At 46.4% G+C, this 25,392-nt stretch carries 14 protein-coding genes; all 14 read right to left on the bottom strand.

Features of this window, described 5'->3' with window-relative positions:
• Positions 1–22: 22 nt before the first annotated feature.
• The 14 genes from EL268_RS03095 to EL268_RS03030 all read right to left on the bottom strand — a co-directional run bounded on the left by EL268_RS03095 (position 23) and on the right by EL268_RS03030 (position 25,349).
• Positions 23–1,108: a DUF5050 domain-containing protein gene (locus EL268_RS03095; protein ID WP_106657117.1), complete on the bottom strand. Its 1,086-nt coding sequence runs from the start codon at positions 1,106–1,108 to the stop codon at positions 23–25.
• 260 nt (positions 1,109–1,368) lie between these two features.
• A complete protein-coding gene (locus tag EL268_RS03090) occupies positions 1,369–2,343 on the bottom strand; it encodes an ABC transporter ATP-binding protein (protein WP_106657116.1) in 975 nt (324 codons plus the stop codon).
• Positions 2,340–3,386: an ABC transporter ATP-binding protein gene (locus EL268_RS03085; protein WP_106657115.1), complete on the bottom strand. Its 1,047-nt coding sequence runs from the start codon at positions 3,384–3,386 to the stop codon at positions 2,340–2,342. The genes EL268_RS03090 and EL268_RS03085 overlap by 4 nt, the downstream gene beginning before the upstream one ends.
• Positions 3,362–4,342 carry an ABC transporter permease gene (locus EL268_RS03080; protein WP_106657114.1) on the bottom strand — a complete coding sequence of 327 codons (981 nt, stop codon included), beginning with the start codon at positions 4,340–4,342 and terminating at the stop codon, positions 3,362–3,364. The genes EL268_RS03085 and EL268_RS03080 overlap by 25 nt, the downstream gene beginning before the upstream one ends.
• Positions 4,339–5,310, bottom strand: coding sequence for an ABC transporter permease (locus EL268_RS03075; RefSeq protein WP_106657113.1), 972 nt, complete (start codon positions 5,308–5,310; stop codon positions 4,339–4,341). The genes EL268_RS03080 and EL268_RS03075 overlap by 4 nt, the downstream gene beginning before the upstream one ends.
• A gap of 85 nt (positions 5,311–5,395) precedes the next feature.
• Positions 5,396–7,141 carry a peptide-binding protein gene (locus EL268_RS03070; protein WP_106657112.1) on the bottom strand — a complete coding sequence of 582 codons (1,746 nt, stop codon included), beginning with the start codon at positions 7,139–7,141 and terminating at the stop codon, positions 5,396–5,398.
• Between the two features lie 202 nt (positions 7,142–7,343).
• Complete coding sequence (ltaE, locus tag EL268_RS03065) at positions 7,344–8,399, bottom strand: low-specificity L-threonine aldolase (protein ID WP_106657111.1); 1,056 nt, start codon at positions 8,397–8,399, stop codon at positions 7,344–7,346.
• Positions 8,396–9,652, bottom strand: coding sequence for an ATP-grasp domain-containing protein (locus EL268_RS03060; RefSeq protein ID WP_106657110.1), 1,257 nt, complete (start codon positions 9,650–9,652; stop codon positions 8,396–8,398). Before EL268_RS03060 ends, ltaE begins: the two co-directional genes overlap by 4 nt.
• On the bottom strand, positions 9,627–10,679 hold the full coding sequence (locus EL268_RS03055) for a PLP-dependent cysteine synthase family protein (protein WP_106657109.1): 1,053 nt from the start codon (positions 10,677–10,679) through the stop codon (positions 9,627–9,629). The genes EL268_RS03060 and EL268_RS03055 overlap by 26 nt, the downstream gene beginning before the upstream one ends.
• Entirely contained in the window at positions 10,669–12,195 is a 1,527-nt protein-coding gene (locus EL268_RS03050) for an argininosuccinate lyase (protein WP_106657108.1), read from the bottom strand. Before EL268_RS03050 ends, EL268_RS03055 begins: the two co-directional genes overlap by 11 nt.
• A gap of 52 nt (positions 12,196–12,247) precedes the next feature.
• The gene (locus tag EL268_RS03045) at positions 12,248–13,519 is read right to left on the bottom strand and encodes an MFS transporter (RefSeq protein WP_106657107.1); all 1,272 of its coding nucleotides are present in this window, start codon (positions 13,517–13,519) and stop codon (positions 12,248–12,250) included.
• 93 nt (positions 13,520–13,612) lie between these two features.
• Positions 13,613–14,512 (bottom strand): GHMP family kinase ATP-binding protein, encoded by a 900-nt coding sequence (locus tag EL268_RS03040; RefSeq protein ID WP_106657106.1) that lies wholly within the window; start codon positions 14,510–14,512, stop codon positions 13,613–13,615.
• 13 nt (positions 14,513–14,525) lie between these two features.
• Positions 14,526–23,288 carry a non-ribosomal peptide synthetase gene (locus EL268_RS03035; RefSeq protein WP_106657105.1) on the bottom strand — a complete coding sequence of 2,921 codons (8,763 nt, stop codon included), beginning with the start codon at positions 23,286–23,288 and terminating at the stop codon, positions 14,526–14,528.
• Positions 23,289–23,306: 18 nt separating this feature from the next.
• A complete protein-coding gene (locus tag EL268_RS03030; RefSeq protein WP_106657104.1) occupies positions 23,307–25,349 on the bottom strand; it encodes a condensation domain-containing protein in 2,043 nt (680 codons plus the stop codon).
• Between the last annotated feature and the right edge of the window lie 43 nt (positions 25,350–25,392).

Below are 25,392 nucleotides of genomic sequence, written 5' to 3'. Positions count from 1 at the left end.
CATCTAGGGGTGGCTCTTATCCTTATTTCGCCTTTGAGGTTACCTTCTCTACTTTGTTTTCGCCCATTTTCACTTTGAATACATCTTTTTTTTCATGATCGGAAGCTTGATATTCGTAAAAAAAGATGAACTCTCCCCCGATGTTTATCGATTGATTGGAATTGCTGCCTAATGGATACAGCGGGGTTGTCTTGCCGTCCGTCATATTCATTCGGCCTACCGTGTGTACCCCTTTTATTTCTGAGATGTAGTATAGATACTTCCCAGCAATAATGATCGGATTCTCTGCTGGAGGCAATCCTTTCTTGACGAGAGCAGTCTTTCCATCCGTTAGTCCGATTTTGTAAACATCGACGACTCCCTTATCGTTGACCCATTTTGTGTAGTAAATGAAATCACCAGACAGACCGACAAGGGTCAGCCCTGTGTCTTTGCTTACGACCTTTTTCTGCGTTCCATTCCGCTTCATTTTGTATAGTTGACGACTCTCATTGGTGTAGAAAATCCAATCCTGATAGAAATAAAATTCCTCAAACTGATCAAGCAGCTTCTTTTGATTTTTGCCGTTCGTGTCCATCCTGTACAAAGGACCATAACCATCTGCGTAGTAGATGATATCTCCCACTACATACAATCTATATACGTTATTGCGATCCCCTTCCGCAAGGCTTCCACTTTTGATGACTGTTTTCGAACTGCCGTCTGTCTTGATTTTCATGAGCTCCGTCACATCTTCATACGTATCATTGATATCGAAATGGGGCATCTCTAGCTGATAGATTTCTTTCATAGGCTTATTGCGCGTATAGTAAATCCAGTCACCTACAACATTCAAATTATCGGCCCAATCACTGCTCAACTTTTGAAGAGAGCTTCCATCCTTTTTGATTTTGTATAAGCCATCGTTGTTATAAAAAATCCACTCTCCTTGCACGGTGACAAAGCTTCGATCTGAATTGATATTGACTGGATCGCTGCCCAAGACATTTATCACTGGCTTTTTGGTTGGCGCAGTCGCCATTGTTTGTTGATTGCCAAAACCAAAGACCACAATCAGACATACTGCCATCGCAATGGTGATTATCCATTTCCCTTTATGTTGCACCATGCACCCTCCCGTTCATAGCCTACTATAGACACAGTGGAGATATCCCCCATTCCTATACAATCCGGCAACACTGATTGATATGTACCAAAACGAATCCGCTTTTGTATACCATTATATGGATTTTTTTCAAAAATATATACAGAAAATACTAATACATTTGAACAATGTAACCTCGTGGCGGCAATATGTCAGTATTACCGTTATCGAGTTATTTTGAGAAGAGAAGAAGCCACCCATCATAGGTGGCTCTCTCTCTGTCTCTATGCTAAAGGGAAATGACACGCGACCTGCCGATCCTGTCCAACCTCTATAAGCTCGGGAATCTCCTTGCTGCATCTCTCCTGCGCCATTGGACAACGAGGATGAAAACGACAACCTGACGGCGGATTAGCCGGAGATGGTACATCCCCTTGCAGGACGATCCGCTCTTGTCGCCTATGCGGAGTAGGCTTCGGAATCGCCGACAACAATGCCGCCGTATACGGATGCAGTGGCTGTGCAAACAAGTCATCCGTTCGTGCAATCTCCACCATTTTCCCCAAGTACATCACGCCTACCCGATCAGAAATATGGCGTACCACATTCAGACCATGCGCGATAAATAGATAGGTCAGCCCCATCTCTTTTTGTAATTTCATCATCAGGTTCAAAACCTGTGACTGTACGGACACATCCAGCGCAGAAACAGCTTCATCCGCCACAATAAACCGTGGTGAGAGTGCAATCGACCGCGCAATACCGATCCGTTGCCGCTGTCCCCCGGAAAACTCATGCGGGTACCGATTCCGCCTCGAAGGATCAAGTCCCACCAGACTCATCAGCTCGACTACGCGATCATCTATTTCCTTTGCAGACGCACGCAGATGAACCCGTAACGGCTCTCCAATAGTATCACTAACCAAAAATCGTGGATTCAACGAACCAAACGGGTCTTGGAATATAATCTGCATATCCCGTCTCAGCTTCAAATTCTCTTGTCTGTTCACTTGATGAATATTGGTTCCATCAAACAAGACTTCTCCACTCGTCGCCCTTTGCAAATTCAGCACGACACGCCCCAGCGTCGACTTCCCGCAGCCGGATTCTCCTACGAGCCCAAATGTCTCCCCTGGCCGAATTCCGAATGATACATCATCTACCGCTTTTACATGACCGACGACACGACTCAACAAGCCTGCCTTAATCGGAAAATACTTTTTGATATCTTTTGCTTCGATCAAATATTCCCGGTTCATTGGGGGTTCACCTCTGCTTTGCTTCCAGCGACTGAATTGGCACGCTGATTTCTTCTGAAGTGATTGCTGACATCTTCGTTCAACCAGCAAGCCACTTGTTGTCCCGTAACCACCTCGCGCAAGATGGGTTCCTCTTTTCGGCATTTGTCAATCGCATGCGGACAACGCGGGTGAAAACGGCAGCCCGTCGGCAATTGGGTAATGCTCGGGATGGTGCCCTGGATCGTGTACAGTTCACCACCGCGCTCCCCTTCAAATCCGGGAATGGACTGCAGCAAGCCAATCGTGTAAGGATGCCGGGGCTCGTCAAAGATCCGTTCGACCGTTCCCTCCTCCACAATCGTTCCTGCATACATCACCGCGATACGATCCGCCATCTCTGCTGCTACCCCCATGTCATGAGTGATCAGTAAAATCGACATGCCCAATTCCTTTTGCAGCCGTCTGAGCAAATCCAAAATTTGCGCTTGAACCGTTACATCAAGAGCAGTAGTTGGCTCATCTGCTATCAGCATTTCCGGGTTGCAGGCCAAGGCCATCGCGATGACAACACGCTGGCACATTCCTCCGGACATTTCGTGCGGATACTGCTTCACTCGTACTTCCGGCGCCGGAATCCCAACCAGGCGAAGCATTTCGATCGCTTTTTTAAACGCATCCTGCTGGCTCATATTTTGATGCAGCATCAAGCTCTCCGCAATTTGATCGCCTACCGTAAACACCGGATTGAGAGCCGACATCGGGTCTTGGAAAATCATCGCGATTTTGTTTCCGCGAATGTGCATCATTTCATCCAAGTCCTTTGCCGCCAGATCCTGACCGTGAAACATGACGTTCCCACTCTGAATAAATCCGCCCGCATAATCAATCAGTCGCATGACCGCAAGTGACGTCACACTCTTCCCGCTGCCGGATTCCCCTACCAAGCACACCGTCTGTCCTTTGCCAACGTTGATGCTCACTCGATCCGTGGCCTTGACCGTGCCGTCATCCGTAAAGAAGCAAGTGGTCAAATTTTTTATTTCGAGGATGTTGCGTTCCACTTGTTCAGCCTCCTTTTCGGGTTCTTCTTTTTCTTCCGTGGGTCGAATGCATCGCGAATACCGTCTCCGACGAAGTTAACCGCTAGCACCACGAGCAAAATACAAAGACCAGGATAAAGTGCTTGCAAAGGATCGACCAGCATGAATTCCTGCGCCTTGCTCAGCATTAATCCCCAGCTTGTTTCAGGTGGTTGAATCCCCAAGCCTAAATAAGAGAGACCTGACTCTGACAAAATGGCCGAACCAACCATGAGAGTTGCGTACACAATAATCGGAGCCATTGCATTGCGAATCAGGTGACGCGTAATAATGCCCCAGTGCGAAACGCCGATCGCTCTTGCTGCTTCCACATACTGCATTTCCCGTAGCTGCAAGAACTGGCCGCGCACCAGACGTGCCACACTTGTCCAGCTCGTCAGTGACAAAATCAGGATCATGTAGATAAATTCCGCTCCGAAGAGAGCCAGAACCAGAATGTTAAAGAACAAACTCGGAATGGAGTTCATCACGTCCACGAGACGCATGAAGCAGGTGTCAATCCAGCCGCCGAAATAGCCAGAAATCGCTCCAATCAGCGTCCCGATGACAACCGCAGCAAAAGCAACGCTGAAGCCGACTAGCATGGACACCCGGCTGCTATGAATGAGGCGGGATAAGATATCACGACCGAGCTCGTCTGTTCCGAGCACATACCCTTCTGTTCCAGGAGGCAGGTTGGTAATCATAAAATCGACCTTTGCTGGATCATGCGGCGCAACCCAATCGGCAAACACAGCGATCCCAATAAAAAACAGGAGCACGATCAAGCCACCAACGGCATACGGATTGCGCATGAATTTTTTGCCCGCAGTTGTCCAGAGCCCAGGGGGCTTTTGGCCAACAGGATTCGTCGGGAGCTGTCCACCCGGTCGATTCGTTTCAACAACAGTGTCATCTTGAAGCTGTACTTGACTCATGCTGCCCTGCCTCCTTTGCGTCCAAGCTGCACACGTGGATCAACCAGTGCGTAGATTAAATCGGCTAGCAGGTTTCCGATAATTACCATCAGCGAAATCAGCAACGTGATCGACATCAACACAGAATATTCACGGGCTACAGCCATTTCTACAAACAGACGCCCCATGCCTGGCCAGTTAAATACACTCTCTGTCAATGCTGCACCTGCTACCAGAGTCGGCAAATCCAATCCGATGATCGTCACAACAGGAATTAGTGCGTTCCGCAGAGCATGGCGGAAAATAACGCGTCTTTCCTTCATCCCTTTAGCACGAGCCGTCCGAATATAATCCTGCTCCAAAACCTCCAGCATACTGGCGCGCGTATATTTGACATAGGCTGCAATGTTCACCAGTGTTAACACCGAAACAGGTAGAATCAAGTGCAAAATGAGGTCGCTTACTTGTCCCTCTTTCCCCATCGTGTACATGTCAGATAGTGGGAGCAGATTCAACTGCATCGCGAAATACTGTTGTAGCATAATCCCAAACCAGAAGGTCGGCATCGCGAATCCGAGATAGGCAACGATGGAGGCGATTTGGTCAGATAGGCCGTATTGTTTTGTGCTGTTGTAGATCCCCCAGGGGATGGCGATCAGCATGGAAAGTCCCCACGCTACAGACATGAGCACAAACGTATTCCAGACCGTTGGCCACAATATATCGCCAACAGGAACGTTATTTTTAAAGGTATGGCCCAAATCTCCTTGCAGCAAATTACCGACCCATTTCATGTATTGAATATGGACTGGCTGATCCAACCCCATATTTTTCATCTGGATGAGCTGTGCTTCAGGAGACATTCCTGGTGAAAGCATGACTTTTAGCGGTCCTCCGGGTGCTGCATGCATAAGTCCGAACGAAACCACTGTGATCAAAAATAAAACAAGCACGGCTTGTAGTACGCGGCGTACTAAATATTCAGTCAATCAGCATCCTCCTTTCGTTTGAAAGGGGAAGGGACATAAGGCTGCCCTTCCCCCTTTTCCTATTGCTAACCGCTACCAGCCGAGCTTATTTTTTGGTATCGTCGATCCACCAGTTCAGGAAGCCAAAGGTCTCCCCATATGGAATCATGGATACTGGTTTAAACTCATCCTTATATTTGACGCGAGAAGTCATGCCTCGTGGCGTTCCGTACTGATACATGAATACGTATGGCAGGTTCGTCGAGATTTCTTTTCCGACTTCTTTATAGATCGCTGCACGCTCCTCTTGTTTAACCGTGGATACCGCTTTTTCCCAGAGCGCATCCAGCTTCGGATTGTCGTACCAGCCAGCGTTGTTGCCAGGCGGGAATGCCTTTTTCCCGAAAGTAGAAATGCCATCTGGATCTGGATCAGACAATTGCCATCCGAGTAGCAGAACCTGGAATTTACCAGGGTTGGCATACTGATCGACAAGAGCCGAGAAGTCTAATGCTTTTGGCTTCGCTTCAATTCCGACCTCTTTCAGGTTTTGCTGAATAACAACTGCTGCCTGTTCACGACGACTGTTCCCCGAGTTGAAAATGAATTCAAAGGAGAAGCGATTGCCGTCTTTGGCAAGGATTCCATCTGTCCCGGCTACCCATCCGTCTTCTTTCAGCAATTGTTTTGCTTTCTCTACACTATATTCGTAATGGACTGCTGCATCGCCCGGGTCTGCCCATGTACCTGGCAGGAACGGTGCATCCATAATTTTTCCGGTTCCTTTCAAGATATTGTCGATAATACCTTGACGATTGATTGCGTGAGCGATGGCCTGACGCGTTTTTTGACCTTCAAACAACCCGTAATTGTTCGGGAAGTTCTTCTTGTCGAAGTTGAAAGCAAAGTATTCATAGCTAGGACCTGGCTCCGTCGAAATGTTGATATTTCCTTTCGCCTTCACCGCTTCGAGCTGCGTGACAGGAATAGAATCTACCAAGTCAACGTCGCCTTTCATCAGAGCCTGTACTTGTGTGTTTTGATCCGCATAGATTTTGTACACAACCTTTTGGATATGCGGCTTCTTTTCACCCCAGTAATTTGGGTTAGCATCTAGGACATGGAATTCCTTTTGTTTCCATTCTGACCATTTGTACGGTCCGGAAGTAGGTGTCTTGGCTGGATCTTTTCCGTAAGGATGTGCTTGCAATTCTTTAAACGGTACGTCTTTCAGCACGTGGGCTGGTGCCAACTTTTGCATTAATCCAAAAGCAAATGGAGCGTACAATTGAGTCAATTTGATTTCTACGGTGTAATCATCCAGTTTTTTCATCTCTTTAACTTTGTCGTATTTCGTAATTTCTGGTGATCCAGTCTCAGGATTTTTGATGGCATTAATGGTATAAATCAAGTCGTCAGCCGTAATTGGCGTTCCATCGGACCATTTCGCATGATTCTTCATCTTGATTGTATAGGTGAGGCCATCCTCGCTTATTTTCGGCAACTCAGCTGCAAGGGACCAAGGGTAAACAGCTAAATCAAAAGATGGATTTCGATTGTACAAATACGCCTGGGTGTACTCCATCACGTCGCCGGATGCCGTGTCATTTCCGAAAATCGGATTGATCGTGACGATGTCAGACGTCGTAGAATGCGTAAACGTTCCACCGTCTATTGGTTTCTCATCATCCGTACTGGTCGCCTGAGGAGCCACCTGCTCCACCGGTTTTTTTGTTGGTGCGGGTGTTGCAGTTCCTGGCGAAGCGTTGTTCCCGCTTGAGCACCCGACCAACAGCGCGCCGGTTAACGAGAGCAACGCTAACGGCTTCAACCAACCTTTCCCTTTTTTCAAATCATTTCCCCCTCTTTCACATGATTTCAAGCCTTTTCCATAATGGGCAATACATCCCAAGACTTGTCTTTTTAATATTAAATAATTTTCTGTTATTTGAAAATATTTTCCCTTTAAAAGATTTGAAAAAATCAGATGATTTTATATCCTTTTATAAATTTTAACAAATCCCCCTTCTAATGAAGGGGGGTGAAATGCCTGTCTAAACAGATTGATCCCGCAGTAATTCACGTACAATGCTCAGCGCCTTGTCGATATCCGCTGTCTCAATACCTGAATGAGTCACCGCTCGAATTCTGCCGTGACCGAGCTCAGCTACGCGCAGCCCATGCGCATGCGCGGCTTCTATGAAGGTCTGCCACGTATGGACTGGATGGTCAATCCGGAAGAACACAATATTGGTCTCTACATCCTCCACATGAATCACGATTCCTGGAATCTCCGCCAGACCACGTGCCAAGCGAAGGGCGTTTGCGTGATCAACTGCCAATCGATCCGTCATTTGCTGCAAGGCAACCAGGCCTGGCGCTGCAATAATTCCTGCCTGACGCATACCACCACCCAGCATTTTGCGAAGACGATACACTTTCTGAATAAAATCCTCTGTTCCCACGACAATGGAACCAATCGGGGCTGACAACCCTTTCGACAGACATATTTGCACGGAATCCGCATAGCGCGCAATCTCAGACGCATCCACGTCAAGAGCAACTGCCGCATTGAACAAGCGTGCGCCGTCCATATGAACTGGCACAGCCTTTTCGTTTGCAAATGCGCGAACCTCTTCCAAATAAGACAGCGGTAGGACACGTCCCCCCATCCGGTTATGCGGGTTTTCCAGGCAGATCAGGGAAGGCAATGCGAATTGTGGATCTTCTGGCTCCAACGGAAATACCTGCTCCATATCAGCGATGTCCAACCTTCCATCTGACTGTGTCGGAATCGGCTCGTACATAATGCCGCCACACACGGCCGCACCACCCGCTTCATAGATGTATATGTCGGTCTCATTGCCTACTATTACTTTGGAACCGCGAGGACAATGCGCCATTAAGGTTGCCAGATTGGCCATCGTTCCACTCGGCATGAGAATGGCAGCCTCTTTGCCCAGCTTCCGGGCCGCTTCTTGCTCCAATTGGCGAACCGTAGGATCTTCCCCATACACATCGTCACCGAGCACCGCCTCTTGGATTGCATCCATCATCTGCTGTGTCGGCAAAGTGAATGTATCGCTTCTCAATTCTATCAACGGTTTCATACCCCACTCTCCACTTGCTGTTCTACTTGTACTGTCAGGCAGTCTTTCACCTGCTGGATCAGCTCAGCGGTCTCGCTGTAATGCTTGCCTTCCACAATGACATAGCCTAGACGATGCGAGAAATTTTGCGGAGGCTGGACGTTTTGCCCGATTTTCGCATGCATCGCCACTTCAGCAATCCCCGGCAGGTTGAGAACGTTATCCATTCCATGCATCCCGCTAAAGGTTCCGTGACTCTCAGACACGAGAAAATGAATACCTGCATAGCGTTGCTCTTCGAGGGTTTGAGACAATTCAGGAGCCAGTCCAGCCGCACACCGAATCTGTTGCAAAAGCAGATCAATCCCTGTTGAACGGCGAACCAGCTCTGGAATCATTCCACCGGCAAGCCTTGCGTTGACTTCGATGACAACACAACCTGCTGATGTCCACTTCACTTCTGTATGGGCAGCACCGAACTGGTAGTTCACCGCCGCTAACGCCCTTTCCACTGTTCGCTCGATCTCCTGCTTAACTTCTGTAGACAGCGGTGCAGGGAAAATATGCCCTGCTTCCACGAAAAATGGATATCCCGTTAACCGTTTCTGGGTAATGCCGATGACAAAGCATTGCCCTTCCCACGAGAACGTCTCTACACTAAATTCAGGGCCCTCGACATACTGCTCGAGAAGAACTGTTCGAGCTGTTTCTTGACCGCGCGCATTGTACTTAATCGCAAGGATTTCCGCTACCATCTGCTCCACTTCCTCCCAGCTAAAGCACAGCCGCACGTTATTCGACCCGCTATCGTCAGCAGGCTTCACCACGCAGGGCAGAGAAATGAAAGAGCGCGCTTCCATCAATGCCTCTAGAGAGCCTATTGCCAAAAATTCAGGCTGAGACACTTGATGCCCCTGGAGCTTCTTCCGAAATATCGCTTTATTGCGGCAGGCCTCAATGGCCTCCAGAGAATTCCCTGTCCAACCGAATTTTCGGGCCAGCTTGGCTACCGATTCGAGGTAATAGTCGCTTGTCGACATGATTCCAGCTATCTCTCTGCCTTCCTTAATCACTTGTGCTACACTGTCAGTCAGCTCTGCTTGGGAATTCGTATCTGTCATGACTACGTGACATTCCAACTCATTCAAACCGTGGTAACGTTCAGGCTTCTCTGTGAAAAATAAGGGGGCAAACCCCAATTCGCGCGCCTTTTTCATAGCGAGCATACCTGTCCCCGTCGTATTCGCTTCAACGAACAGAAAGTGTTTGTTCATTTGGATACATCCCCATCAATTTGGAATAGGACCAGCTAGTCACGACTGTCTTTGGTTCCACACATTGCGGCGTGTCTCGCAGGTTCATTTGCATCAAACCTTTGCTCTCTCGGTAGGAGTGGCTATAGATCGTATCGACATAGCGATCCCCTCGATCGGGCAATATGGCCACGATATTGCACTCACTCCCGACTTGGCTCGCTAACCAGTTGGCTACGGCGTACACGGAACCCGAGCTGTTGCCAGCAAAAAGATGCTCGTTACGGGCCAACTGCAAGGTAGCCGCAAATGCCTCAGCATCGTTCAACCAATGCACTTCATCGATCATGGAAAAGTCTACATTTTTGGCGATCAAGCTGTTTCCCAAGCCACCTTGTAGACGCGTAGGCTGATCGGGCTGTCCGAATATCACACTCCCCGCTGCATCAACCGCAACGACGCGCAGCTCCTTATAATGACGCTTCAGTTCTCTGGCGGTCCCGGACAAGGAGCCTCCGCTGCCGACTGCACCAACAAGCACGTCAATTCGTTCGAGGTCCTGCATCAACTCGGATGCCAGCGCAGCATATGCACGCGGATTTTCCGGATTATCGTATTGTCGAGGCCAGAACGCTCCCGGATACTCGCTCAATAATTCTTGGAGTCGTTCCAGTCTGGCGCTTTGCCACCCTTGTTTCCCCATCTGCGAAACTATATGAACATGGCAGCCAAGCGAGGTCAACTTGGCATAGGTAATCGGGTCAATTCTCGGATCAGTCACGATGTGTACGTCGTGCCCCAACTGACGCCCAACCAAGGCCAAGCCGCAAGCCAACGTTCCTGACGAGCTCTCGATAATCGGCATGCCCTCCTGAAGTTCTCCCGACTGTATCGCTGCCAAGATCGACTGCTTGGCTACACGATCCTTCATGCCGAACGGATTCATTAACTCGAGCTTTGCAAATACGGAACCCACTGCCCTTTCATCAAGTCTCAGCTTGACCAGAGGGGTATCCCCGATCGTATCGGCCAACTGTTTATACCGCATCAACGCTCACATCCTTCCCTTGCTTGCCAGAATGAAGCCTCTTCATTACCCTCTCCCGCCTTTCTTCGATCGCCTGCAATTGCCCTTGTCGATCTTGCCACTCCCGTTGCAGCTTCTCTGCATGCTCCCTCTGTGCTGTCAGCATCCGCTGTACTTCCTCCGGATTCGTGGAGCCTGTTGATTTCTTGGCGTACAAGCCGCCCTGCACATCGAAGGAAGCAGCAAGGAGTGCAGCCGTATCCGGTACTTGAAAGCCTGCTTCCGCGCAAGCCTCATGGAGTAACCGTGGATCTCCCGGCTCCGGCGATACACCGTGTTCCAGCGCGCTAACGATGTATCGGCCTGCGATTACCTGGGCGGTGCGATACGGAATCTCATGCTTCAACGTCAGCAAATTCGCAAGAGTAAATCCTCCAAAAAAGTCCCGTTTACATATTTGGAGCAAACGCTCCTCATTGAATTGCAAATGATCGATAACCGCTTTTAACAGGCGCAGCAACGTTTTGGTTTGTTGAAACAACGTCAGAAGATGAGTGCCTGCCTCTTTGGACGTCTCTACCAAATTCGTGAAAGCAGTATTGCGCTGACCTAGCACCATATCCATATAAAATCCGGTTAGATGTGCACTCTTCCCCCGGATACGCTCCAGGATCGGGAAGTTTCTTTTTTGTGGCATGGCAGAAGATATTCCGGATAGCTCATCCGGCAATTGGAGGAAGTTCATTTCGCTGCTGCCCCATTGAATCAAATCCGTTGTAAACCGGGAGACCAATACCGAGAAATTGGACAGCTCTCCTGCCATCCTCAAAACCCATTCCCGAGATGCGACCGCCGACAATGCACTCATCCGAGGCTGTCGGAACCCAAGCAGCTTGGACAACCGTTGACGATCCCACGGCAGTTCCACCCCTGCCATGGCCCCTGCCCCAAGCGGGCACTGATTCATTTCGTCATAGATTTGTATCCATCGATTCAAGGCTTGCAAAAATTCACCGTTAATAGAGGAAAGATAGAATCCAGGGGTAATGATTTGTGCGGATTGGTAATGAGTATATCCTGGCATGGGAACCGAACGATATTGAACAGCCAATGTATGCATCGATTGAATAAGCTGTCCCAATTCTCCCATCGCCTCCAGCCATTGCGCACGACCAAATATCACCTGGGCGCACGCTTGAACATCATTGCGGCTGCGATCCATATGCCAACACGGTACCGATCCAGGGAGCAAACCTTCGATATAACGCTCGAGGGCAAAAGAGATATCAGACATGTTCCGTCCGGGGTCAGGAGCTATTGTTTCTGGTGTAGCGCCCTGAAGAGCCTGTGCGATAGGCAAAGCGTCTTGTCGTGTAATCAAGCCCATTCTGACATATTCCAAAAGCATGGCGAATTCAATCTGAATATACCCAGGCAGCAAATGATCGACTTCATATTTGAACTGTGGTTCCAATACTTCATCATGCAAGAGGCGGCTTGGTGTCGAAGCTATACGGCCCGTTAATTTTACACTCATGCAAAAATTACACCTCGCTTCCGACTGAGTAACGATCCAACCAGGAGTTGCACTAAAGAGAGATTCCCCCTGATTTCTGTTCCGCATAATCGTAGTGATGCTCTTTTTTCATTCTCAAGTGTGGATTCATCAACATGAGAACCACAATGAGAAGCCCGGCTCCGCCAATGATTCCAAATATCGTAAAGATGGAAACAAGACCTGTAGTCAGACCTACCAGGAAGACGGAGACAGGCATGGCGCACAGAACCATTACACTGATCAAGCTCGATGCTCTTCCCAAGATTTCCTTAGGCACCATCAAGGTAATCAACGTACTCATTTTGATATTGACGAATGCCGAGCCTATCCCATTCACGAATACACATATAACTTGCCAAACAAGCGGAATGCCAAACGCAAACATTCCGATTCCGATACTGAACAGACTAATGCCGCAGCAAATGTAAATAATCGCATCGTATCGATTCAAATAAGTAATGCATAGGGACCCAAGCAAAATCCCGATAAAAAAGCTGATCTCAAGCATGGCCAATTCGGTAACATTGGTAACGACCAGTGGCAGCAAAATCGCTTCTGGAGCCGTCAAAAAATTAAGGATGGTAAAATAAATCATGCAGTTTCGCAAAAAATCATGCTTTGTAATCGCATGGATTCCATCCTTCAAATCCGTCATGATCATCCTTGCTGTAAACTCACTGACAGTAGATAGGACAAGCTCCCTTTCGTTAATCCATAAAATAATCAGTGCACCTAACAAATAGGTGACGACATTCAAAATAAAAGCATATTCCATTCCAAACGCAATCAACCCCGCTGCCAATGCCGGAGCCGCCAAACTGACAACCGTTTGAATCATCTGCGATAAACTTTGGGCTTGCGTCATATACTGTTCAGGAACCAGTGTCCGTATCGCTACCGTGAGTGCAGGCCTGAAGAAGGCACTGACCGTGGTCAGCAAAACGGCAATGATGATCAGTACAGCAGGATGCAGCATGTCAAACAGGAACAACAGGACAATGCATAAAAGGAGCGCAGCTCTCAATAAATGCGAAACCACCATGATCCTCTTTTTATTTCCTCGATCAACAAAAACGCCCGCGAATAAACCGAATATGATCAATGGAATGGTCTCCGCTGCCAATAAAACCGACATTAACAAAGGACTTTCCGTCAAAACCTTCATTAGCCAAATAAGCGCTAATCGATACACTCCATCTCCCATATTCGAGACAAATTGCGAAAAGATTAAATAGCGATAACTTTTCAAGCCAAGCAACGCCCGAAAAGATACCTTTTCATTCACGCTTACTGGCTGTTCCATCTCGATAATCCACTCCCAATACGAACGGAATCAAATTTTTTGGGAAAGATGACTTCCGAGCCTGTCAGAAGCCATCTCTTGGGATCTGATCCTCTAGGTGTGGTACACATGCACTTCTTTATTCAGCTCACTCAACCATCTATACCCCAGTTCCAGCTTTTGATAGAAGTCAGGTTCTTCTTTCAACAATAAAATACCGAGGCTGGTCCCACTGTGTGCCACGACAGTACCTAACCCTCCAATTTTCTCGTTGATCTCCATGACTTCCGGCAATAATTTTTTAGGCAGAATTTTTTGATTCAAAATCGCACTTCGGGAAGACACGGCACCTATCGTGTGTACATCCCTTTCTCTGATCGCTTTCGAAATTTTTTGCAGCAGGAGACTGTATTCCATCTTTTCCTCATGGGTAAATGGTTTGGTTTGCTTGTTAAACTCAACCGTATCAATTGTTCCCCCCTCATCAATACTTACAATACACAAGGGCGGGAGCTCCCCAAGATATTCTCGGAGCTTGACCTCCTTATGGTAGTAAGCAACAGCTCCTTCATACATCACTCCGTCAGTCGGCTCTATCGTCGATAAAAACAACTCCAGTAAAGCAGGCTCCATTTTTATATGAAAACAATTTTCTACCGCTCTGGAGGCAGCCACCAAATCTGCTGATGAACTTGCCATGCCTTTTCCTACTGGGAGTTCCGAATTGATCTCCAAAATTCCGCCAGCTGGAAAGCCATAATGCTTGAGTATTTTTTCTACGAGTCTTTTCGATTTTTGCTTGGAACGAGGTACGATGACGATCTCTTGTAAGGTTGGAATCGAATAAAAAGTAGCATAGGATGCATTTTTAATAGGCAAAGTCACTAGAAAATCCCGATTATTTTCCCCGAGAATCCCCTGCAGAAGCTCCCCAAAAGTACCGTTAGCTGCTCCGATCCCTACGTCTGTTGTTTGAGGAAAATTACGAATGGAACTCGTCTTTATCATGCTCATAGAGGCCCCCCAATTAAATGGATATCGTTTCTGCAGGATGATAGTTCTTCATAAAATAATCAAAGAATTCTATTTTGTTAAATTGACTTTTATTCGTACTAATAAACACCCCCAGATTCTTTTCTGGCAGCAACCACATGAAGGAGTTATACCCGATTACCTCGCCTGCTTTCGCCAAAATATTTTCATGGACATAATCAGGATGGAATTTCGCAGTGAAGCCATACCCTGTATAAGCCCCTTGTGGGTGAGGCACCGCTTTACTGGCGAACATTTTGCCAATCGAATCTTCTTTTAGTACCCTTTCAGTCCCATAAGCGCCTTTGTTTAATAGCGTCAGCATCCATTTTGCCATATCGTCCCCAGTTGAGAGCAGGCTGCCATCAGGAGAGTCCGCAGGGCTAAAATCGTATCTTTGAATCGGATTATTTTCCAGATCATAGCCTGTTGCCAGCTTCGCCTCCAGCTCTGGCTGCAAAAGAAAATTGCTCCTTCTCATTTCGAGAGGCTTAAATAATTTCTCACTGACATAGCGATGGAAGGGAACGCCAGTCACTCTTTCTACTAAGTAACCTGCCAACATAAAAGAGAAATTCTCATTGCAGTATTGTTCCCCAGGTTGATAAATAACTGTTGGCATATAGTGTTGAATGTATTCCCGCAAGGTTAGGGACTCACGCTCGCCGTAATGGTAGCTTTGGTCATTTCCCGTAAACGGATCGTCAAATCCTGCTGTGTAACTGAGTAAATGCTCAACCGTCAGTGGTCCTTCAACCTTTCTCGGTATTTCCATATCATCTAGATACGGCTGAATATCATCGTTCCATCCAATAACTCCCTGCTCCACGAGTTGGAGGATGGCAGCGACTGTGACAATTTTGGATATGGAACCTACCTTCATTACCGTATCATCCGCACTCATCCGCACTCTTTCGTTTCGATTCGCGTATCCATATGCTTTCTTTAGTTGCACTTGACCCTGATGGACGACAACAACGACGGCACCAGGAATATCATTCATCCTAGAAGCATCAAAAAATCCGTCTACCACTCCCTCGAAATCTACCGATTCTCCGGGGATTCCGCGGTCAGTACTGTTGTGTATTTTCGTCAAGCAATGTTGAATGACTTCATATAAGCTCTCCTGAAGGCATGTCGCTAATCGTTCGATGGTTTCATTTTTATACTGGTTCTCACTGTAAGCCACCATAATGTGAAAACGGCCTTGTAACACCACGCACTCAATATCGATCTTGCATTCTCGGGACTGATCAAGACTCATAGATTCGCCACCAGAAAATGTCGACAATTGAATGTCGCCATCCTCTTCTTTTCGATCCAGATCAAACTGCCCCAAATAATTAAAGCTGACCTCAGGCATTATGCTGTTCTTCCGAGGATTTGCCGCCAAATATTTCAATATCCCGTAGTGAATCCCTTTGTGAGGGATCTGGCGCACATCCTTTTTCATTTTATGGATGATAGCAGACAGATTCTGCTCGTTGCCAACGTCTACAATCACGGGATATTCACTTGTAAACCAGCCTACTGTGCGGTTTATCTCCACATCAGGTAGAATCGATTCCCTGCCGTGCCCTTCCATATTGATGGCGAATCGATCGATATTCGCCCATTTTTTAAAGGCCACCCCGATCGCAGACAACAACAACTCATCAATTTCCGTGTGATAAGCCCGATTGGCCTGTTTCAACAATTCTCTGGTCTGTTGCTCATCCAGCATGATTGTTTTTGTCCTGGTTTGCTTCCGAAGAGGTTTCCATTCAACGTAATCGGTTGGCAACGATTGAAGTTCCATCTCCTCGACACGATTCCAATAGGCACGCTCGACCTCGATTCTATCGCTATGAGCATATTCGTTCAGCTTTTGCGCCCACAATTGGTAGGAATCGCTCTTAAGAGGCAGCGTCATCTCCTTGCCTTGAAGGAGCTGTAGATACGCTCGGTTGAAATCCTCGATTAGTATTCGCCACGATACCCCATCTACGAGCAAATGATGAACCGCCATCAGCAGATGATCGCCATTCTCGCATTGGAATAGCCCTAACCGAATAAGTGGACCATCAAAAATATGAAGACGGGATTGTATTGCGGTGCATTGTGCATCCAACACTTGCTGTAAATTTGCCTCGGTTATATTTCGATAGTCCCACACTTCCAGACTGTACATGCCGTCGCTTTCGCTGACCCCTCGGTTATAGGCTTGATAGCCCGTCTCCGTTTCTCGGAATACCATTCGTAGTGCATCATGGTGTTGCAGGAGCTTTTCCATTCCTTTGCGAACCAGCCTCTCATCAAACCGGTCTTTTCGATAGAGCATAAAAGATTGGTTATAGTGATGGGGATGCTGATTGTGCTCCTGAAAAAACCAATGCTGAATCGGGGTCAGCTGTACAGCACCTTCGATATCCCGCTGATCAATTTTTTGTTTCATCGGTTTCAGTCTTGTACCCAGTTCTGCAATAGTTGGAGATTTAAACAGATCTCTGATCTCCATCTTGTATCCCAAGGATGATAATTGAGAGGCAACTTGTATGGACTTAATAGAGTCCCCGCCAAGCTCAAAGAAATTATCCGATATCCCAACCTGCTTCTCACGCAAAACGTCTTGCCATACTGATACCAATGTCTTTTCGATCTCTGTTTGGGGTTCAACGAATTGCCTATCGCTACGCAGCGTTATGTTGAGTTCTGTTAACGCTTTTCGATCAATCTTTCCATTTGGGGTCACTGGTATTTCATCTAGCTGAACGAAATAAGAAGGTACCATGTACGCCGGCAACGTTTTTCGTAGCGCCTCTCTCACCATGCTTGCTTCCAGCTCTTGCGCAGCCACACAAAAGGCAACCAGCCTCTTTTGACCTGATTCATCCTCTTTTGGGATAACGACAGCTTCTCGAATATCGCTTGTTTTTAACAATTCCGCTTCGATTTCTTCCAATTCGATGCGATTGCCACGTATCTTGACTTGATTATCGAATCGCCCTAAAAATTCGATGTTTCCGCTGGGGAGCCATCTAGCCATATCCCCTGTCTTATACATTTTTTCCCCCGTACAAAACGGATTCTGAACAAATTTTTCATTCGTCAAATCTGGTTGCTTGAAATATCCCCTTCCTACTCCCCGTCCACCGATATACAGTTCGCCAGGAATCCCCGCAGGCACTGCATTGCCGTTCGCATCCAAAATATACATGTTCACTCCTGGCAGCGGCTTTCCAATCGGCAAAAACTTGTAATCTTGCTGTGTCTCTTTCTCGTAATAGGAAGCATCAATGGTTGCCTCCGTCACGCCATAGCTGTTAATGATGCGCATGGTGTGACCGTACCTGTCTACAAGGTTGTGGAATACATGCAACGGACATTGATCCGATCCAAGAATGAGTATTTTCATAAAATCCATGTTGAGGCCCTTCTCATAAATATCGTTCATGAGAGGGATCAGAAGGACCGGAGTGGATTCAAACAGGTTGATTTCGTGCTTTTCCATCAGCTGATAAATCCGTTCCAAATCAATTCTTGCGTCCGCTGGGCAAATGACCAGCTTTCCGCCGTATAACAGGCTCCTTATATAATCTCCAGTAAAAACATCAAAAGCAAAACTCGCCCATTGCAAGCATCGGACCGGGAATTCGTCCAGCTTGTATTCTTGCTTCCATGCCTGTGCAAGCGCTTGAAGCTGTTGGTGCTCGATCATGACTCCCTTCGGCGTTCCCGTTGTACCTGATGTATAAATGACATAGGCTAGCTGATCGAACTGTATGGATAATCCCAAATTTGTATGCTCATGATGATAGGATTCATGGTCATCGAGTACGATTATTTTTTTGTCAAAATCGACTTTCTCTCTTAATGCTTGATGCAGTAGTAAAACTTCCGCTCCCGAATGCTCTAGCATATACCGAATCCGTTCTTCCGGATAATCAGGATCAATCGGAATGTAGGCTCCACCTGCTTTTAAAATCGCCAATACACCGACAATCATCTCAATCGATCTCTCAGCCATGATGCCTACCAATTGATCGGCGCAGACACCCTCCGCTACCAATGTTCGCGCCAGTTGATTCGCTCGTTTATTCAGTGCGGAATAGGACAGCTCTTGCTCTTCAAAAACGACAGCAATGCGATCTGGAGTTCTCGCACTTTGCTCTTCGAACAGTTCAATGATCGTTTTATTTTCATCCCCATTGGTAAAATGCACGTCTATAAATTTGCTTACCGCAGCCTGTTTTTCTTCCACGGACAATAACTCTATCTGTTTGAGAAAAATAGTTGGCTGATTCACTACTTGTTCGATGATAGTATGCAAATATCCAAGCATCCGTTGAACAGTTTCTGGCTGAAATAAATCTGTCCGATATTCAACGCTAAGACTCGCCCCATCTTCTTGATCCAGGCATACAAGCGACAAATCAAAGTTCGTCATGGAATTATAGGATTCGACTGCCTTCATTTCCAGGCCGCTTATCTTTCCGTCTTCCTCTAACTTTTCAATATATTGGAACATAAAAGAAAAAATAGGGTTGCGGCTTACATCTCGCTCAGGGTTAATTTTCTCGACCAATTTATCGAATGGATATTCATTGTGCGCGTATGACTCCAGCGCCAGTTGTCTGCAAGCCTGAAGCGCTTCAACAAAAGTGTGCTTCCTATTCACTTCAAGCCTTAAAGGAAGGGTGTTCACAAAAAATCCGATGACTTCTTCGATATCCATGTTGTTTCTTCCCGCTTCCGGAGTACCGATGATAATATCCTGTTGATTCGTCAGCTTGGACAGCCAAATGCCGACAACGGATAAAGTCACCATAAACATGGATGCATCATACTGCTGAGCAATCTCCCGCATACGACCGAAGATATTTTCTGGAAGATGATAAGATTCCACTGCCGAGAAAAATGTTTGGACGGGCTGACGCTGATAGTCTGTAGGCAAGTCCAATACAGGAATTTCTTTTTGGAACGTCTTCAACCAGTACGCTTCTGATTCTGCCAGCTCTCCGTGATTGATAGCATGGTTTTGCCAGACTGCATAATCTTTATACTGAATGTGCAGAGCAGGTAATACGGGATCGATCCCTTGCTGCAAGGATTCGTAAATCTGACTGAAATCCTTCAGTAAGATCCCCCATGACCATTGATCACTGATCATGTGGTGCATGTTCAGCAGCAATGTATATTTTTCTTCGGCCACCTTACATAACTTCACGCGAAACAGTGCATCGCTCTCCAGGTCAAAGTACGTCTCCGACTCTTGTTGCATGATCAGTTGAATGGCTTCTTGCTTCGCGGCTTCTGACTGCTTGGAAACGTCAACAAATGAATAAGTAAAATCATGATTCCGCAGCACCTGTTGCACCGGATGTCCGTCTTTTACCAGGAATTTCGTTCGCAGAACTTCATGCCTTTGAACCAAGAGCGAAAATGCCTTATGCAGGATACGCTCCTTCAAGGGTCCCGTTATATGGTAAATCGTCGGCATATTATATGCCGTACTTTGAGGCTCCAGCTGCTGAATAAAAAATAATCTCCGCTGCGCATGTGAAACCGGGTAGTAATCCTTCTCCTCTGCCTTGTGAATCGTCGTTCTCTCCTGACTGGTATGGAGCTGACCACTTGCTGACTCTTCCCTGTTAGCCAGTAAGGAGGATAACTCTCGAATCGTTCGATGCTCGAACAAATCCTTGATCGTAGCTTCAATGCCCAACTCTTTTTTCATTCGCAAGCGAACCTGAATGGTTTTCATAGAATGTCCGCCAAGTTGAAAAAAATCATCATCGATCCCCATGTCATCTATGCTGAGCACTGTACTCCAGATCGCTGCTAGCCTTCGCTCCAAATCGTTACGAGGTGCGACGTATGCTTCATTCTTGGTTTGAACCGTATCCACTGCTGGCAATGCTTTTTTATCTACTTTTCCGTTTCGATTAAGAGGCATCGCATCGAGGATCATGATACGCTCTGGAATCATATATTCCGGCAGAATCGTTTTGAGATATTGCTGGAACTCCTGTTCATCCTGTTTTTCATGCAGGACAACATATGAGACGATTCGATTGTCTCCATTCCCATCCTCGCTTACGACCGCGACACATTGTCTAACGCTCTCATGACGTAAAAGGGCACTTTCTATCTCGCCAAGCTCAATGCGATGTCCGCGTACTTTTACTTGGAAATCGGCACGCGTCACGAATACAAGTCTCCCACTTGGCAAATAACGTCCCAAATCGCCTGTTTTATAAAGTCTTTCTTTTTTCTCTTTCAAAAAGGGATTCTCTGAAAATGCATGCTCGGTACGCTCGGGATCATTTACGTATCCCCGCCCTACTCCCATCCCGGAAATGTAGATTTCTCCTACACAACCAGTGGGAACCGGACGCATCCATTTGTCCAGCAAATAGTGCTTCATATGGTCGATGGAGTTGCCCAACGCAACATACGGATAATCATCATGCTGATAAGAACGATCAATGATTTCATGCATCGTATCATCCGAGCATTCTGTCGCTCCATATGTGTTCACTACAATGCCTTCAGGGTACAAGGTCTGCCACTTTTTACACAGTGTTACCGGCAGTCCCTCACCAGTAGAGATCATATATTGCAAGTGTGGCAAGGCTTGTTGTTCCGGAGAGAGAGCCAGCGCAGAGTTGTGCACGGCTTCAATCATTGCTGGAACCATTTGAATCACCGTTACCTTGTCACGGCTTATGGAATGAAACAATAACTCCGGGTCAGTTGCTGTCTCGTTGTTATAAATCACCACTTTCCCCCCTACCATCAGGGGAGCCAGGAATTGCCACACCGATATATCGAAGCAATGGGAAGCATTCTGTACAACAATGCTGTCTTGATTCAGGCCGAGCACATCGATTTTTGCAAATAGGTGATTCAACATTCCTCTGTGCTCAATCATTGCTCCTTTTGGTATTCCGGTAGAGCCCGAAGTAAAAAAGACATTTGCCAAATCATCAAAGGCATTAATGATCTCAGGATCATACGTATCCGCTGTTTGCAAAGAAGTCTTATCCGGACTTACGCCGTTGCCCTCGTTCAAGCAAAACACGATTGGTTTTTGCGCTACTTCCATTGCCAATGTCATGCTGCGTGACTGATAACTCTCCTCGGTCAGTATAACTTTCGCCTTGCTATTTTCCATAATCGTAACCAATCGTTGATCAGGGTGAGCGGTATCCAGCGGAACATAGCAGCCCCCTGCTTTTAGAACGGCCAGAATGCCAACCAACATATCGATGCTTCTCTCTAAAAAGATGGCAGCCAGATCATTTCTACCAAATCCTTCTTTGCGGAGCCAATGAGCCAAACGATTGGAAGTTTCATTCAATTCTCTGTAGGTAATAGAGTGGTTCATATAGACAGCAGCGACAGCATCAGGATTGCGCTTAACCTGTTCTTCTATGATTTGCTGAGCCAGTTGATCCATGTTTCGATGTGACTTCGCAAAATTGCCCATCACGTTCGTCATCATGTTTTGCTCTTCATCCGTCACGGCATTCAGATCGCTGATTTTCATTTCGAAATCCGAGCAAACCTGCTCAAGTATACGGATGTAATGAGACTGTAGCCTTTCCAGATCGCGCTTGGCAGAAGCATGGGGATGAATGAATTGAATCTGTATGGACTGGCCAACCCTCACCATTATTTCAAGCGCGGGAAGGCCACCTCGATAAAGGACGAGCGATTCATAATCATCTCCTACACCACTCACTACCGTCACTATTGTTCCGATGAAAGGATGATCTTCCGGGACTCCAGCATAGTTACGAATCATCTCTTGTGTAATGAATTGATTTTGTTGCAATTCTTCCCAGCTTACCTGAACGATCTTTACAAAATCACATATGTTTTGATTCGCATGTAATGTCAGGAAGACTGGCAAGCTGTGAGCCAATGGCCCAACAATGGTATCTGCCCCTTCCAGTGACTCAGGTCTCCCGGAGACGGTAACACCAGTCGCCACCTTTTCATCCCCACTATACATATTTAATAACAGCAGCCAAGCAGCCTGAAAGACAGCTTCAATCGAGACACCTTGTTTGAATGCCATGCTCTTGATTGTTTGGGAGAATGGTTCGGAAAGTACAGCATGGCAGCTGGTCTGCTGATTCGCTTCCTTTTGTGCGCCCTGTACTGGATAAAATATGGACTCGTTATCATTGTGATTGATTTTATCTATCCAATAGCTTTTCGCTCTGGAGCCATCTTGACTTGACTCCCAGATAAAATAGTCTTTGAATAATGTTCGCTGATGATTAGATGAATGATTGCCCTTTGCTCTCTTTAGCCATTCCTCCAGAAGAAGGCCGCGACTGACATCGTCCATACACAATGCATGATTGGTCCAAATGATAACCGTTTGATTTTCCTCCATCTGCATCACAGATAGTCGGATCAATGGACCTTCCTCAAAGGCAATAGGCTCCTGATGGGATGCAATCTCAGAAAGATACCTTTGCTCTTGTTGTTCAGGAGATAATCCTCGCAGGTCGTGCCAGTCGATAGAAATCGGGAATTGCTTTAAAACCACTTGTACATGTTTATTTTTTAGTTTACGAAAAACCGTTCGCATTAGCGGCGTCTCACTGACTATTTCATTCCACGCTTCTTGAGCTCTTTCCCGTTCGATAGGCTGTTTGATCAGATAGCGCACCGTTGTCATCATGTCTTGGTGTAACAATTGCTTCTGCACCATCGAAAGCTCAATTACTTCCCCTACATTTTCTTTTGTTAAATGCTGCAAGCCCGTGCACCTCTTTCGCTAAAGGAATAGTTGCTCATAATCATCATTTGAAAGAAATTGGCTGTTTAGATGACTGACAAGTTCACGGATTCGTTGATGCGGCTGGGCTATCACACTTTGCAATACGTATTCATATTGGGATAACATTTTTTGCGCGGTCTCCCTCTTGAACACATTTGCATGATAGGTAATGGTTCCATGCAGTTGACCTTGTGACTCGTGGATGCGGAATTGAAAATCTATCGTGGAGTGTGGTTCTTCCTCGTTCATTTCAAACAAAATTTGCGGCTCAGGTTGTCCATGCAGCAACGATTCCAAGCCGTCTTTATATTGATAGGCTTCTTTTACCTTGCGCTGTACTTGCAGAACTAGCTCGGAAAAAAGTGGATTTCCTGATAGATCCGTTCGTAGCAATATGAAAGAAATTCCTTGTAGCTGATCACAACCCGCCCGAAATGCCAGGGCCATATCCTCCTTCTGGCTTTCAGCATGCAAGAGGACCAAAAATGTACTCATGAAAATCTCAAACGAAGAGCAGTCCCAAGATTGAGCCAGACGGGATATTTGAGTCGACAGCACCCCTGTTATTTCAAACTTCTCCCGTTCAAACACAGTTGAATCGCTAGAAAGACCGCTTCCTTCCTCCGGCAATATTTGAAAGGATGGAAAATTGGCAAAGTTCTTCGTCCAGTAGTCTTTTATTGCTTGGCTTTTTAGCATCAGAATATTTTCGCTATCATTTTTCAAAAGAAACAGACTGGCAGCTTCAAAATCGGCAATCCATTTGACGACCGTTTCTTCGTTCAAAATATCCGCATTGTATTCAAATCCTGCCAATATGTCCTGTCGGTTGTCCTTTTCAACCACAAAACATAAATCATACTGGGATATATTTTTATGAATAGGATAAGAACTGATTGTTAAGCCATTGCTTTGAAACGTATTTTGGGCATTGCCCACAAAATAGGCCCCCTCTTGCTTAATCGCTTTTTGATGGACAAAAGCGGTTGAAAAAAAGGACGAATATTTTTTATCGCGATCATAATCCAGCTCTCCTGCTATCAGAGAAAATGGGTAGTTTTGATACTGGGAGTATAATGACAGCTCTTCTTGAACAAGTCGGGCTAACGCTTTAAATGAACAATTCTTCGGGATCTTGATTCGGAGTGGCAGCATTACAAGACATGGTCCCATGATGGAATAAAACTCCTTTTGGGGCCTGCCAAATCTAGGTACACCGATAGTAATGTCATCTTGGCCTGAAATACGAGAAAGAAAAGCAAGGAAGAGAGACAAATAAATAACATCCGATTGATAGTGATGATTTTTACGGTAAGCGATCATCTCATCGCGAAGCTCGTATTTGCACGTAAAGAAAGAAATCCCGCCTTTAAACGACGGAGTACTGGGACGAGTTTTATCCATCGGCAACTCTAGCCTCTTTAGAGGTCCGCCCAGCTTCTTTTTCCAAAAAGCTCTCGCTTCCTCTCCTTCTTGGCTGGCTAAATAATTCAGTTCCCACTCAACAAAATCCGCATAATGATGTGTGGACGGTTGTATCACAAGCTCTTGATCTGCTATCAACTGTTGATAGATCATCGTAAATTCATCGAGCATGAGCGAAACACTCCACCCATCTGAGCAGATGTGGTGGTACTTAAAGCTTAGAATGCTGCCCCTTTCTTTATAATCCAGCAATCTGCAACTGAATAACGGCCCCTCGTCCAACTGAAACGACTTGCTCAGTTCCTGATTCAGATATGCTCGAATCGTCATATCGTCCCAGTCATCAGAAGCCACATGCTCAAAATCCAATACAGGCTCGCTGTAGACTTTTTGTATGGGCTCGTCTTCTAATACAAAAATGGACCGATTGATTTCATGACGCTTCACGATCTCGGTAAGCGTACGTATCGTCATCGTTACATCCAATCGCTGTTCGAATCTGAAAAGAAACTGCTCATGATAAAAAGCACTTGTCGGGTGTACCAAATAGTGAATAAAGTAATCCTTTTGTGTTTCAGACAGCGCGATTGTTTTGATAAAGGTTCTCTGCTTCATTCATGATCACCCCGATACTTTACTGCGTAATGGTTAGGCATGC

The organism is Brevibacillus brevis (assembly GCF_900637055.1).
GTDB lineage: Bacteria > Bacillota > Bacilli > Brevibacillales > Brevibacillaceae > Brevibacillus > Brevibacillus brevis.
Note: the sequence above shows the minus strand (reverse complement) of the source record. Positions and strands in the feature narration are given on the sequence as shown.